The sequence below is a fragment of the Nocardioides szechwanensis genome (assembly GCF_900103935.1).
In the GTDB taxonomy this organism is placed as follows: Bacteria; Actinomycetota; Actinomycetes; order Propionibacteriales; family Nocardioidaceae; genus Nocardioides; species Nocardioides szechwanensis.
The window spans coordinates 1-12,794 of sequence record NZ_FNIC01000002.1 but is presented as its reverse complement, the minus strand read 5'-3'; the positions used below and the strand labels follow the sequence as shown (position 1 = coordinate 12,794).

Genomic DNA, 12,794 nt, shown 5'->3' with positions numbered 1-12,794 from the left:
GCCAAGTGCGTGCACAAGCGCCGACTCGGCGGGTTCTGACAGTCAGCCGGCGGCGAGGTTGCGCAGGAGCAGGGCCTCGGCGAGCACGACCCGCTCGAACTCGGCCAGGTGCAGGCCCTCGTTGGCGCCGTGGGCGCGGGTGTCGGGGTCCTCGACGCCGGTCACCAGCACGCTGGCCTCGGGGAACGCGTCGAGGAACTCCGCGATGAAGGGGATCGACCCGCCGACGCCCATGTCGACGGGGGCGACGCCGTTCCAGGCCTCCTCGAACGCGGCGCGGGCGGCGTCGTACGCCGGTCCGGTGGCGTCGATCCGGGTGGCCTCGCCGGTGTCGACGAGCGTCACGGTCAGCTCGGCACCCCACGGGACGTGCGCCTCGAGGTGGGCCTGGAGGCACTTGAGCGCGTTGGCGCAGGTGTCGCCGGGAGCCACGCGCAGGCTGATCTTGGCGCGGGCGGAGGCGACCAGGGTGTTGCTGGCGCCGTCGACCTTGGGCGCGTCGAGGCCGGTGATGGAGAGCGCGGGCTTGGTCCAGAGACGCTCGACGACCGAGCCGGTGCCGATCCACTCGATGCCCGGCACAGCCCCGGACTCTGCCCGGAGGCGCTCCTCGGGGTAGGTCACGTCGGCGGCGGGGGTGGAGACCAGGCCGTCGATGGCGACGTCGCCGGCGTCGTCGTGGAGGCTCGCGATCAGGCGGCTGAGCGCGATCAGCGAGTCGGGGACCAGCCCGCCCCACATGCCGGAGTGGACCGCGTGGGTGAGCGTGCGCACCTCGACGTCGACGCGGACCAGGCCGCGCAGGCTGGTGGTGAGGGCGGGCTCGCCGATGTCCCAGTTGCCGGAGTCGGCGATCACGATCACGTCGGCCCGCAGCTTGTCGTGGTGCTCCTTGAGCAGGGCGGGCAGGGTGTCGGAGCCGACCTCCTCCTCACCCTCGATGAACATCGTGACGCTAACCGGGAGGTCGTCGCCGAAGACCCGCAGGGCGCCGAGGTGGGCGGCGATGCCGGCCTTGTCATCGGCGGCCCCGCGTCCGTAGAGCCTGGCCCCCGCCGGCGTCATGCGCTCCGTCGGCTCCCACGGCGGCGAGTCCCACTCGCCGTGGTCGTTCTCGGGCTGGACGTCGTGGTGGGCGTAGAGCAGGACGGTCGGCGCACCCTCGGGCCCGCTCTTGTGCGCGATCACCGCCGGGGCGGTGCCGTCCGCGGCCGCGCTCACGATCTCGACGGTGTCGAAGTTCTCCGCACGGAACAGCTCGGCGACCGCCTCTGCACTGCGCTGCACCTCGGACGCACGGGCCGGGTCGGCACTGACCGACTGGATCCGGACCAGGTCCTCGAGGTCCTTGCGGATCTGCGGGAGCAGCTCGGTCACCTTCGCGCGGATGTCGTCACTCATGCCAGCCAACCTACTCAGCCGGAAAGTACGGAACGCAATCGACCTCGATCGGGGGTCTGGAGGTCGATTTCGTTCCGTACTACCCCAGTGGGAGGTAGAGCGAGAGGTCGGCGCGCTCACCGCTGGCCCGGACCCGGCCGGCGGCATCGGCGTCGGACCAGGTGAGCGCACCGGAGGCGAGGGCCACCCAGGTGGCGGCGTCCATCTCGATGACGGCGGGCGGGGTGCCGCGCGTGTGGCGCACGCCGGGGATCACCTGGACCGCGGCGTACGGCGGGACGCGCACCTCGACCGAGTGGCCGGGCGCCCGCTGCTCGAGCACCGCCAGGTAGTGCTTGGTCAGCGCGCGCCAGTCGTCGGACTCGACGGCGGCGGCGAGGGCGTCCGGCGGGAGGACCTTGAGCCGCGGCGCCATCAGGGCTCCGTCACGTCGGGGTAGGGCTGGAGCACCGAGTAGAGGAGATAGGTACGTCGGTCCGGCGCGGCGTCGGCGCGGGTGCGCTCGTACCACTCCTCCACCAGGCCCTGGAGCGCGACGCTGAGCTCGCGCGCCTCGTCCTTGGTCAGCTTGAGCGCGTTCTCACTGGTGGAGCGATAGGCCTCCGGTGACTTCTCGGCGGACAGCGCCGTGTCGACGATGTGGTGGCCCCAGCTCTGCGCCGAGCGCCGGAACACGCCCGCGGCAGCCTTGCCCCCGGGCGCGTCCTCGATCGCGCCGAGGTTGACGTCGAGGTCGGCACCGGCCGAGACCCTCCACACCCGGTCACGCCTGTCGCGCGCGGCCGCTGCGTCCTCCTCGATCAGGCCGTACTTCGCCAGCTGCCGCAGGTGGAAGCTCGCGCGGTTGGCGGGGATGCCCAGCTCCCGGGCGATGTCGGCCGCGCGCATCGGACCGCCCGCTCCCAGCTCGCCGAGGATCCGGTTGCGGGTCGGGTGGGCGATCGCGCGCAGCACGGTCGGGTCGTGCACCTGCCTGTCGGACATGCCGCCACCCTAGCAAGTTCCGCACGTTCTATTGCGCAACATATGTTGCGCATGTAAGGCTGCGGATATGACCAGCTACCGCGCGCTCGCCCGCAACCGCGACTTCACTCACCTCTGGATCGGTCAGACCGTGAGCGAGCTGGGCAGCCAGATCAGCATGTTCGTCTTCCCCCTGGTCGCCTACGCGATCAGTGGCTCGGCCCTCCACGCGGCCGCCGCCGAGGCCCTCTACCTGGGCGGCTTCGCCGCGACCCTGCTGCCCGCGGGCGTGCTCGCCGACCGCGTCGACCGGCGCCGCCTGATGCGCGGCGCCAGCGCCGCCGGCGTGCTGCTCTACGTCTCGCTCACCGTCGCCGGCGCGCTCGGCACGATCGCGCTCCCCCACCTGCTCGCAGTCGCGCTGCTCACCGGCGCGGCCGCGGGCCTGTTCGCGCCGTCGGAGATGGCGGCGGTGCGGGCCCTCGTACCGACCGACGACCTGCCCACCGCCCTGTCCCAGAACCAGGCCCGCCAGCACGTCGCCGGCCTGGTCGGCGCCCCGATCGGCGGCCTGCTCTTCGCGGTGACGCGGTGGCTGCCGTTCGCGGTCGACGCCGTCACCTTCGCGGTGTCGTGGGTGCTGCTCGGCCGGATCAAGGCCGACCTCAGCCCCCCGGCGTACGACGGTCCGCGGCGACGCGTCGGCCAGGACCTGAAAGAGGGGATCGGGTTCATCGTGCGACACCCGTTCTTCCGGGTGCTGACGGTGTGGGGCGCGCTGTCCAACCTCGCGGTCAACGCACTGTTCTTCGTGGCGATCCTGCGGCTGATCCAGGGCGGTTTCGAGCCGGTGGCGATCGCCCTGGTCTCCACCGCGGCCGGCGCCTGCGGCATCCTCGGCGCCCTTGCCGCGCCGTGGCTGATCGAGCGGACGCCGACCGGTCGGCTCACGGTGGTGATCGCCTGGAGCTTCGTGCCGCTCAGCGTCCCGATGATCTTCTGGAACCACCCGGCCGTCGTCGCGGCCGCGCTGTCCGCGGGCGTCTTCCTCAACCCCGCCGGCAACGCGGGCATCCAGTCCTACCGGCTCTCGATCACCCCGCCGGACCTGCTCGGCCGCGTGCAGTCGGCCTCGCAGTTCGTGGGCATGTCGGCGATGCCGCTGGCACCCGTAGTCGCCGGGCTCACGCTGTCGCTGTGGGGCGGCCAGGTGGCGGTCGCGGCGATCACCGGGCTGTGCGCGCTCGTGGCGCTCGTGCCGACGTCGAGCCGCGCGGTGCGGTCGGTGCCCCGACCGTCGGAGTGGCCGTCGGAGTGGGCCGGGTCAGCCGACAGCGCGCCCGAAGCACTCACTGACGCGCGCGACCTCGACCCTGAGCTCGTCGGGTGACAGCACCTCGAAGTCGACGCCGACCTGCGCGAGCACCATCACCGGCCACTGCGGGTCGTCGACGCTCATCGCGAGCAGGCAGCCACCGGCGTACTGCTGCCCCTCGACGGCGCGCCCCGCTGGCTCCAGGTCGCCGCCGACCTCAACCCGCTGGCCTACGTCGTCGACGCCGAGCGCGCCCTCTACGCCGGCATGTTCTCCGCCGACACGATCGGCTATGGGTTCCTCGGTGCCGCCGTCGTCGCCGCCACCGGGATCTCCGTCGGCCTCAAGGCGATGCGCTCCTCCAGCTGACCCACCCGAAGTCACCGTTGACCCGCCCGAAACTTTCGGGCGGGTCAACGTGTTCTGCGGTCAGTTTGCGACGGGTCAGCGTTCTAGGCTGCCGAGCGTGACCAGGGATCTGCACGAACCGCTCGAGGCGGGGCCGGTGCGCACGACGGTGACGCTGCTGCAGGACCGGATCGCGGCACGGTTCCCGGAGCGGGGGCTGCGCAAGGTGGCCGGGGACCTGCTGATCCTCATCGACGAGGTCGAGTCCGGAGCGGGCGCGACCCAGGGCCGGATCCGCGCGGCCCGGGTCGCATCGCGCGTCGTGATGGCGGTGATCCTGACCGGCACCGTGGTCGCGCTCGTCCTCGCGGTGGACGACACTCTGCGCGCCGACGGGCGGATCAACAGCTCGCTCGACGTACTGCCCCTGATCGAGACGCTGATCAACGACCTGGTGTTCGCGGGCATCGCGGTCTACTTCCTCTGGAGCTTCCCCGAGCGGCTCCAGCGCGGCCGCACCCTGGCCCTGCTGCACCAGCTCCGCTCGACGGCGCACATCATCGACATGCACCAGCTCACCAAGGACCCCGAGCAGCTGCGGCCGTCGTTCACGCCGACGTCGGTGAGCCAGCCGCTCGAGCTGACCCGCGACGAGATGGAGCGCTACCTCGACTACTGCTCCGAGCTGCTGAGCCTCGTCGGCAAGACCGCGGCGCTCTGCGCCGAGGAGTCGCGCGACGCGGTCGTGCTCGACACGGTCAACTCCATCGAGGAGCTCACCACCGGGATGTCGCGCAAGATCTGGCAGAAGATCTCGACCCTGCCGCCCTCCTGAGCCTGGATGAGCCTCACGCGACCGTGTCGAGGATCCCGAGGATCCGCGTCCACGCGGCCGAGGTCGGGTCGATCACCACGAAGTGGTCGCCCTCGACCTCGACCAGCTCGGCGCGGTCCCCCGCCGCGAGCGCCTGCTCGACGTACGACGCTGACTGGCTCGGCGGCACGATCGCGTCGTCGACGCCGTGCACGCACCACAGCGGTACGCCGGCGGGCAGCTGCCGGACCGGGTCGTAGCGGTCGTCGGCGTCGGTCGGCTCGTGCCCGAGCAGCGCCTGCACCGCACCCCCGCCCAGGCTGTCGTCCGCGGCAGACCGCAGGTCGAGCACGCCCGCCTGCGACACGACGGCGGTGACCGGCACCCGCTCCGGCCACGCCTGGTCGCGGCCCCGGGTCGCGGCCCACGCGGCAAGGTGGCCGCCCGCGGAGTGGCCCAGCGTGACGACGGTCGAGGTGTCCAGGTCGAGGTCGGCGAGAAGGTCGATGCCGGCCGCCACGTCGTCAAAGGTCTCGGGCGCACCGCCGCCGTTGCCCACGCGCCGGTACTCCAGGTTCCACGCGGCCCAGCCCTCCGCCGCCAGGCTGGTGGCCAGCGGCCGCCCCAGCGACGCGTCGTATGCCGACTTCCAGAAACCGCCGTGGATCACCACGACCACGCCTCGTGGGGTGCCCTCGGGCAGGTACAGCTCGCCGTACTGGCTCGGGTCGTCGCCATAGTCGATGCGTCCCTCGCCGGGACCGTCGGGCTTCCTCACGGGGGCATCCTTCCCGCACGCGGCCAGCAGCGCACCCACCGCGCCGAGCGCGGGCAGGGCGAGCAAGGTGCGGCGGTGCATCGACGCATCCCTTCTCGCGTTCTATCGTCGGCAGGCATGAGCTCGGACTCCGAGGCCGAACGCCGCGCCCATCGCCACATCCTGCACTTCAACGCCGCGGTCACCAACGGTGACTGGGAGGCGTTCAGCGAGTGGTTCGCTCCCGACGCCGCGATGGATTTCGTCGGTGTCCCCGTCCCGCCGCTGCGCGGGCGGTTGGCGATCCTCGATGCGTACGTCGCCGACCCACCCGCCGACACCATGCTGCTGCTCGACGCCACCGAGCGCGACGGCACCGACGTGGTGCGTTTCGAGTGGCACCGGGGCGGCACCGGCGTGATGCAACTGACCTGGGACGGCGACCTGGTCGAGCACCTCACGATCGAGCTCGACTGAGCTGGGTGCGAAGCGTCAACGCTCAGGACGGATGAGGACCTCGAAGCTGAGCGCGTCACTCGCGGCGTCGAACCGACCGATGCGATGGAAGCCCAAGTCCTCCACGGTGCGCAGGGCACGCGCATTGAAGGTCGCCACGGTCACGCGAAACGCCTGGGGCGCGAAGTGTGCTCGACCGAAGGCCAACCCCGCTGAGATGGCCTGCCTCCCGTGCCCCTGTCCCACCAGCTGAGGGTGCAGCCCTCCCCCGGTATCCAGTGCCTGGTCGTCGTAGTCCCAGCCCGGCACCTGCCCGTCGGGGCCGAACGAGCGGAAGCCGATCAGTCGTTCACCCGCGAGCAGGGCATGGAAGCCCGACTCCGGTTGCAGCAACCACTCCGGGTCCGCCTCGTTCATGTCGTAGCAGGCGTAGGGCGGGGCGTAGCGCCACGTGCAGACGTCGACCGCGTGCTCTCGCCTCAGCGGGGCGACCTGCATGGCTGGGAGGGACCCAAGACCCGGGCTCAGGCTCATGTCCTCAACCTAGAACCTCCGTTCAGGTGACTCAGTCGAAGCGGCCCTGCCGGCCCTTCTTGATCTCGCCGCGGCGCTTCTTCGCGCCGAGGCGCCGCTCCTTGGAGCCCCGCGTCGGTCGTGTCGCCCGCCGCATTGGTGATGGCGGCAGCGCGGCGTCGCGCAGCAGCGACGCGAGCCGCTCGCGGGCGGCGCGGCGGTTGGCGAGCTGCGTGCGGTGCTCGCTCGCGGTCACCGTCACGACGCCGTCGACCAGCCGGGAGGCGAGCCGCGACAGCATCCGCTCCTGGAGGTACGCCGGCAGCGACGGCGACGCGCCCAGGTCGAAGGACAGCTCGACGCGGGTGTCCGCGGTGTTGACGCCCTGACCGCCCGGCCCCGACGAGCGCGAGAAGCGCTCGGAGAGCTCGGCCGCCGGGATGACCAGCGACCGCGAGACGACCAGGTCGTCAGCCAAGGGCTGCCGGCAGGGTCGCCGACCAGGCGTCGCGGATCTCGCTCAACGACAGCGCGAACTGCCCCTCGACCACCAGCTCGGTGCCGCCGGTGCGACCCAGCTCCGTCAGCGGTACGCCGTGGCGCGCGGCGAGAGACGTAAGCCGGTCGGCGTCGCCGTCCGGCACGGTCACGAGGACCCGGGCCGCCGACTCGGAGAAGAGCCCCACGAACGCGTCGTCGGTCAGCGTGACGGTGACCCCGACGTCGTGCTGGAGCGAGGCCTCGACGAGCGCCTGCGCCAGGCCGCCGTCGGACAGGTCGTGCGCGCTGGTCACCAGGCCGACGGCCTCGTGCAAGAGCTCGGCCAGCGACTTCTCGCACGCGAGGTCGACCTTCGGCGGCAGCCCGCCGAGGTGGCGGTGCACAACGTGCGCCCACTCGGAGCCGGACAGCTCCTCGCGGGTCTCGCCGAGCAGGAAGACCCGCTCGTCGGCGGCCTCGAACGCCGACGGCGTACGGCGGGTGACGTCCTGGATCACGCCGAGCACTGCGACGACCGGCGTCGGCAGGATCGCCGTCTCGCCGGTCTGGTTGTAGAGGCTGACGTTGCCGCCGGTCACCGGGATGCCCAGCTCGAGGCAGCCGTCCTTGAGGCCACGGCAGGCCTCCGCGAACTGCCACATGACCGCGGGGTCCTCGGGCGAGCCGAAGTTGAGGCAGTCGGAGATCGCCAGCGGGACGGCGCCGCTGGTCGCAACGTTGCGGTAGGACTCCGCGAGCGCCAGCTGCGCGCCGGCGTACGGGTCCAGGCGCGCGAAGCGGCCGTTGCAGTCGGTCGAGACCGCGACCCCGAGGTTGGTCTCCTCGTCGATCCGGATCATCCCGCTGTCGCTGGGCTGGGCGAGGACGGTGTTGCCGCGCACGTAGCGGTCGTACTGGTCGGTGACCCACGACTTGTCGCACAGGTTGGGCGAGGCGACCAGCCGCAGCAGGGTCGCCGCGAGCTCGTCGCCCGTGGCCGGCCGCATCAGGGCCTCGGCGACGTCACCCTGGAGCAGGTCCTGGGAGTCGGGCCGCGCGAACGGCCGCTGGTAGGTGGGGCCGTCGTGGGCGACGGAGCGCGGGGGTACGTCGACGACCCGCTCGCCGTGCCAGTCGATCTGGAGCCGGCCGGTGTCGGTGACCTCGCCGACGACGGTGGCGTCGACCTCCCACTTGGCGCAGATCGCGAGGAACGCGGCGACGTCGTCGGGCTCGACGACGGCCATCATGCGCTCCTGCGACTCGCTCATCAGGATCTCTTCCGGCGCGAGCGTCGAGTCGCGCAGGGGGACCCGGTCGAGCTCGACGTACATGCCGCCGTCACCGGCCGAGGCCAGCTCGGAGGTGGCGCACGAGAGACCGGCGCCGCCGAGGTCCTGGATGCCGGCCACCAGGCCGGCCGCGAAGATCTCGAGAGTGCACTCGATGAGCAGCTTCTCCATGAAGGGGTCGCCGACCTGGACGCTGGGCCGCTTGGCGGGGCCGGTGTCCTCGAACGTCTCCGACGCGAGGATGCTCACGCCGCCGATGCCGTCGCCGCCGGTCTTGGCGCCGTAGAGGATCACCTGGTTGCCCGCGCCGGACGCCTTGGCGAGGTGGAGGTCCTCGTGGCGGAGCACGCCGACGCACAGGGCGTTGACCAGCGGGTTGCCGAGGTAGGTCTCGTCGAAGACGACCTCGCCGCCGATGTTGGGCAGGCCCAGGCAGTTGCCGTAGCCACCGACGCCGGCCACGACCCCGGGCAGCACGCGGTGGGTGTCATCGGCGTCGAGCGGGCCGAAGCGCAGCGGGTCCATCACGGCGACCGGCCGGGCGCCCATCGCGAGGATGTCGCGCACGATGCCGCCGACACCGGTCGCGGCGCCCTGGTAGGGCTCGACGTACGACGGGTGGTTGTGCGACTCGATCTTGAACGTGACGGCGTAACCCTGGCCGACGTCGATCACGCCGGCGTTCTCGCCGATGCCGGCCAGCATCTTGCCGATCGGCGTCTCTTGGGGGATCTCGGAGAACTGCTTGAGGTGCACCTTGGAGCTCTTGTAGGAGCAGTGCTCGCTCCACATGACGGAGTACATCGCCAGCTCGGCGCTCGTCGGCCGACGGCCCAGGATCTGGCGGATCTCGGCGTACTCGTCGGCCTTGAGCCCCAGGTCGCTCCAGGGCTGCTCGCGCCCGGGGTCGTCGGCGGCGACGGAGACGGTGTCGAGCAGAGGGAGGCGGGTCTCGGGCACGGCGTCAATCTACCGGCGTGCCCGTCTGCTCAGCGCAGCAGTCCGTCGGCGACGACCGCGAGCAACGGGCGTACGACGGTCGGGTCCAGGTCACCCTGGTCAGCCACGGTCGCCACACCGCCGACCAGGCGCACCATCTGCACCGAGTCGACGCCGTCGCGCAGGGCACCCTCCTGTCGGAGGCGCTCGACCACCTGGTCGTTGGCCCGCGTGAGGACCTGGCACTTGGTGGCGATCGGGGAGTCGGAGTTGCCCATCGCGGAGGTGATCTTGGCGGGTCCGCCCTTGTGCAGGCTGATCAGCGCGACGTAGGTCTCGAACCACGCCAGCAGCACCTCGCGCGGCGTTCCCTCGCGGACGAGCGCCTTGGCGGCGCCCTCCTCGACCCGGTCGACCCAGCTCTGCATGATCGCGTCGATGAGGTTCTCGCGCTGGGGGAAGTGTCGGTAGAGCGTGCCGGGACCGACGCCCGCGCGCTTGGCCACCAGGTCGAGCGAGGCGTCGTACCCCTGCTCGCGGAAGACCTCACGGGCGACCTCGACGATGCGGTCGTAGTTGCGCTTCGCATCGGCTCGCACGAGAAAGTTCCTTCCAGGTCTTGCGTAAGCGGAGAGTGTCTCCGTATGGTGGTGGAGCCAACCGGAGTCGATCTCCACATCTAGCGTACACCGCTTACTCAGCCAGAACAGGACTCACCCAATGTCCGTCGACACGTCCTCACCCACCGTCACTGGATCCACCACCGAGCTCCCCACCGAGCTCCCCACCGACCTCCCGCCCGACGCCACGAGGGCCGCGACCGGGATCGCGATCGTGCTCGTCGCCCAGCTGATGCTGGTGCTCGACGCCACCGTCGTGAACGTCGCGCTCCCGCGCATCGACGCCGACCTCGGCTTCGGCCCGGCGTCCCTCTCGTGGGTGCTCAACGCCTACACGCTCGCGTTCGGCGGGCTCCTTCTGCTGGGCGGCCGTCTCGGCGACGTCCGCGGCCGGCTGCGGCTCTTCGAGGTCGGGCTCACGCTCTTCACCGTGGCCTCCCTGCTCGGCGGGCTGGCCCAGACGCCGGGTCAGCTGGTCGCGGCGCGCGCGGCCCAGGGCGTCGGCGCGGCGCTCGCCGCCCCCAGCGTCCTGGCGCTCCTCACGACCAGCGCCCCCGACGAGGCGGCGCGCAACCGCGCCCTGGCCCTCTTCGCCGCGGTCTCGTCCGGCGGGGCCTCGCTCGGCCTGCTGCTCGGCGGACTGGTGACCGACATCGGGTCCTGGCGCTGGACCCTGTTCATCAACGTGCCGATCGGCCTGGTCGTGCTCGCGCTCGCCCGGCGCTTCGTCACCGAGACCCCGCGCCGCCCCGGACGGTTCGACATCGTCGGCGCCGTCACCGCCACCCTCGGTGCCGTCTCGCTGGTCTGGGCCCTGATCGGTACGCCGGACCACGGCTGGACCTCGGCGCGCACGCTCGGCGGGTTCGCGATCGGCGCCCTGCTGCTCGTCGTACTCGCCCTCACCGAGCGCCGGGTCGCCCACCCGATGATCCAGCCGCACCTGCTGCGCAACCGGCGCCGCGTCGCCGCCCTCTCGGTGATGGCGCTGATGGTGGGCGGGCAGCTGTCGATGTTCTTCCTGGTCGTCCAGTACATCCAGGGCGTCCTGGGCTTCGGCCCGCTCGCCTCCGGCTTCGCCTTCCTCCCGCTGAGCCTCGGCATCTTCGCGGTGTCGCGGTTCACCCCCCGGCTGATGGCGCGCTTCGGCGCCCGGGCGCTGGTCATGACCGGCACGTTCGGCCTCACGACCAGCTTCGTGCTGCTCAGCCAGGTCGCGGCCGACAGCTCCTACGCCGGCGCCGTACTCCTGCCGATGCTGCTCAACGGGCTCTCGGCCGGCCTGGTGTTCATGCCGGTGACCGCGATCGCCCTGGCGGACGTCGAGCCCGAGCACGCCGGTGCCGCCTCCGGGCTGCTCCAGACCACGCAGCAGCTCGGCAGTGCGGTGGGCGTCGCGGTGATCGTGTCGGTCTACGCGGCCGGCGCCGTACCCGGCGAGTTCCTGCCGGGAGCCCGCGAGGCCTTCCTGACGTCGGCGAGCTTCGCGGCGCTCGCGTTCGTCATCGCCGCCGGGGTGCTGCCCCGGCTACGCGGCGCTCGGGCCCGAGAGGTCTAGCGCGACCCAGTGGTCGCGCTGCCAGCGCCAGTGGCCGTCCGGCGTCACCAGCGGTGGACCTCCCAGACTCGGGTCCAGGTGGAACAGCGGCGTCATGCCGAGCACCGGCGGGTCGTTCCAGATGGTGTTCATGTCTCTCCCCCCGGGTCCGGCCCCCCGCCGTCCCCTGATCCGAGAGTCCTCCCCGAAGGGGCGTGACGGAAGTGGTTTGTGGGAAATCGGCCCGTTCGGTCTAGCCCGGGGTAGTCCGAACGGGCCAGACCGAGCGGGCTACCTGAGCGAGACCGCCTTGCAGTAGGCGGAGTGATCGGGGACCTGGCGCGTGACGTTCACGTTCTTGATCTTCTTCTGCTTCGTCACCATGCCGGTGCCTCCTGCGGCCTTCTTGCCCGCCTGGGCCAGGGAGTAGAAGAACCGAAGCACCTTGTCCTCATGGGAGTGGTAGTTGTAGGCGAACTGCCCCACCGCCCCGCCCCGTTGAGGCGACTCCAGTCGCCGTCGGCGCCCACTGCCGCTCCCAAGAGGTGCACCTCCCGCACCGCGCCGGCCGACGGGGGAGAAGTCGATAACAGTCTTCGGCACGAGGTTAAGAATGCCGCTGTGCGCGGGATTGTCTGGAGCTCGGTCGCCTATTCGCGTCTGGTGAAGGTGATCTTGCCGCCGGGACGATGGGTGAGGTCGTAGTCCTGCTGGTGGGCGAGGGTGTGGTGTCTCGGGCAGAGGAGCACGCCGCCTTTCACGGACGTGCCGCCGCCCTTCGCCCACTGGACCAGGTGGTGGGCGTGGCAGGCTGCGGTGGGTCTCTCGCAGCCGTGAGCGGCGCAGCCTTTGTCGCGCACGGCCATGGCGATGCGTTGGGCCTTGGTGTGGAAGCGGCGCCTGCGGCCGGCGTCGAGGACTTCGCTCTTGCCGCTGAGGACGGCGGGGATGACGCCGGCGTCGCAGGCGATCTTGCGGGCGAGGCCGGGGCTGATCCTGGTGCCGGTGTCGAGCTGGGCCGCCTTGAGTCCGCCGAGGAGGGTTTCGAGGGTCATCGTGACGACCACGGTCGCGCTGACACCACCGGCTTCGGGGAGCTGCTCGGTGGGGTAGCGGCGGATGTACTCGCTGAACGCCAGCCCCATGCCGTGGGGGGAGAGCCCTTCGCCGCCGGCCCTGGGTGACGCCAGGGCCTGGAGGGCTTTGCGGAACATGTCGGCCTCGGCGGTGCCGAGGGTGAACCGGCCGTGGGTCTGGCCGTGGCCGTCGTCGTGCATGGTCAGCCGGGCGGCCTGCTCTGCCTTCTTCTCTTCGGCGGCGAGCTGTCTGGCTTCTTCGGCCTCGCCGATCTCGGGGGCG

At 71.5% G+C, this 12,794-nt stretch carries 15 protein-coding genes; 4 read left to right on the top strand and 11 right to left on the bottom strand.

Annotated features, from left to right (window positions below):
- Positions 1–42 precede the first annotated feature (42 nt).
- The 3 genes from BLR90_RS05275 to BLR90_RS05265 all read right to left on the bottom strand — a co-directional run bounded on the left by BLR90_RS05275 (position 43) and on the right by BLR90_RS05265 (position 2,385).
- Positions 43–1,401: a dipeptidase gene (locus BLR90_RS05275; protein WP_091023322.1), complete on the bottom strand. Its 1,359-nt coding sequence runs from the start codon at positions 1,399–1,401 to the stop codon at positions 43–45.
- 79 nt (positions 1,402–1,480) lie between these two features.
- A complete protein-coding gene (locus BLR90_RS05270) occupies positions 1,481–1,816 on the bottom strand; it encodes a sterol carrier family protein (RefSeq protein ID WP_091023321.1) in 336 nt (111 codons plus the stop codon).
- Positions 1,816–2,385: a winged helix-turn-helix domain-containing protein gene (locus BLR90_RS05265; protein WP_091023319.1), complete on the bottom strand. Its 570-nt coding sequence runs from the start codon at positions 2,383–2,385 to the stop codon at positions 1,816–1,818. Before BLR90_RS05265 ends, BLR90_RS05270 begins: the two co-directional genes overlap by 1 nt.
- 67 nt (positions 2,386–2,452) lie before the next feature.
- Between BLR90_RS05265 and BLR90_RS05260 the strand changes: the two genes are divergently transcribed.
- Both BLR90_RS05260 and BLR90_RS05255 read left to right on the top strand, forming a co-directional pair.
- Positions 2,453–3,754 carry an MFS transporter gene (locus tag BLR90_RS05260; protein ID WP_091023317.1) on the top strand — a complete coding sequence of 434 codons (1,302 nt, stop codon included), beginning with the start codon at positions 2,453–2,455 and terminating at the stop codon, positions 3,752–3,754.
- Between the two features lie 391 nt (positions 3,755–4,145).
- Positions 4,146–4,862, top strand: a complete 717-nt coding sequence (locus tag BLR90_RS05255) for a hypothetical protein (RefSeq protein ID WP_245715168.1) — start codon at positions 4,146–4,148, stop codon at positions 4,860–4,862.
- A gap of 13 nt (positions 4,863–4,875) precedes the next feature.
- Here the strand turns inward: BLR90_RS05255 and BLR90_RS05250 are convergent, their stop codons facing one another.
- The gene (locus tag BLR90_RS05250) at positions 4,876–5,700 is read right to left on the bottom strand and encodes an alpha/beta hydrolase (RefSeq protein WP_091023315.1); all 825 of its coding nucleotides are present in this window, start codon (positions 5,698–5,700) and stop codon (positions 4,876–4,878) included.
- A gap of 36 nt (positions 5,701–5,736) precedes the next feature.
- On the opposite strand from BLR90_RS05250, the gene BLR90_RS05245 reads away from it, so the two are divergent.
- On the top strand, positions 5,737–6,075 hold the full coding sequence (locus BLR90_RS05245) for a nuclear transport factor 2 family protein (RefSeq protein ID WP_091023313.1): 339 nt from the start codon (positions 5,737–5,739) through the stop codon (positions 6,073–6,075).
- A gap of 15 nt (positions 6,076–6,090) precedes the next feature.
- Here the strand turns inward: BLR90_RS05245 and BLR90_RS05240 are convergent, their stop codons facing one another.
- From BLR90_RS05240 to BLR90_RS05225, 4 genes are read right to left on the bottom strand one after another with little or no spacing between them, the layout of a single operon-like run.
- Positions 6,091–6,588 (bottom strand): GNAT family N-acetyltransferase, encoded by a 498-nt coding sequence (locus BLR90_RS05240; protein ID WP_143016118.1) that lies wholly within the window; start codon positions 6,586–6,588, stop codon positions 6,091–6,093.
- Between the two features lie 31 nt (positions 6,589–6,619).
- The gene (arfB, locus tag BLR90_RS05235; protein ID WP_091023309.1) at positions 6,620–7,045 is read right to left on the bottom strand and encodes an alternative ribosome rescue aminoacyl-tRNA hydrolase ArfB; all 426 of its coding nucleotides are present in this window, start codon (positions 7,043–7,045) and stop codon (positions 6,620–6,622) included.
- Positions 7,038–9,278: a phosphoribosylformylglycinamidine synthase subunit PurL gene (gene purL / locus BLR90_RS05230; protein ID WP_091024451.1), complete on the bottom strand. Its 2,241-nt coding sequence runs from the start codon at positions 9,276–9,278 to the stop codon at positions 7,038–7,040. The genes arfB and purL overlap by 8 nt, the downstream gene beginning before the upstream one ends.
- Positions 9,279–9,328: 50 nt before the next feature.
- Positions 9,329–9,877: a TetR/AcrR family transcriptional regulator gene (locus tag BLR90_RS05225; protein ID WP_091023307.1), complete on the bottom strand. Its 549-nt coding sequence runs from the start codon at positions 9,875–9,877 to the stop codon at positions 9,329–9,331.
- Positions 9,878–9,998: 121 nt separating this feature from the next.
- On the opposite strand from BLR90_RS05225, the gene BLR90_RS05220 reads away from it, so the two are divergent.
- The gene (locus BLR90_RS05220) at positions 9,999–11,456 is read left to right on the top strand and encodes an MFS transporter (protein WP_091023305.1); all 1,458 of its coding nucleotides are present in this window, start codon (positions 9,999–10,001) and stop codon (positions 11,454–11,456) included.
- On the opposite strand, the gene BLR90_RS20905 is transcribed toward BLR90_RS05220, so the two are convergent.
- The 3 genes from BLR90_RS20905 to BLR90_RS05210 all read right to left on the bottom strand — a co-directional run.
- Entirely contained in the window at positions 11,427–11,588 is a 162-nt protein-coding gene (locus BLR90_RS20905) for a hypothetical protein (RefSeq protein WP_170254261.1), read from the bottom strand. The two genes, BLR90_RS05220 and BLR90_RS20905, sit on opposite strands and share 30 nt — an antisense overlap.
- 138 nt (positions 11,589–11,726) lie before the next feature.
- Complete coding sequence (locus BLR90_RS05215; RefSeq protein ID WP_091023303.1) at positions 11,727–11,921, bottom strand: DUF726 domain-containing protein; 195 nt, start codon at positions 11,919–11,921, stop codon at positions 11,727–11,729.
- A gap of 164 nt (positions 11,922–12,085) precedes the next feature.
- The coding region (locus tag BLR90_RS05210) for an HNH endonuclease signature motif containing protein (protein ID WP_143016117.1) at positions 12,086–12,794 on the bottom strand (709 nt) is incomplete at its 5' end.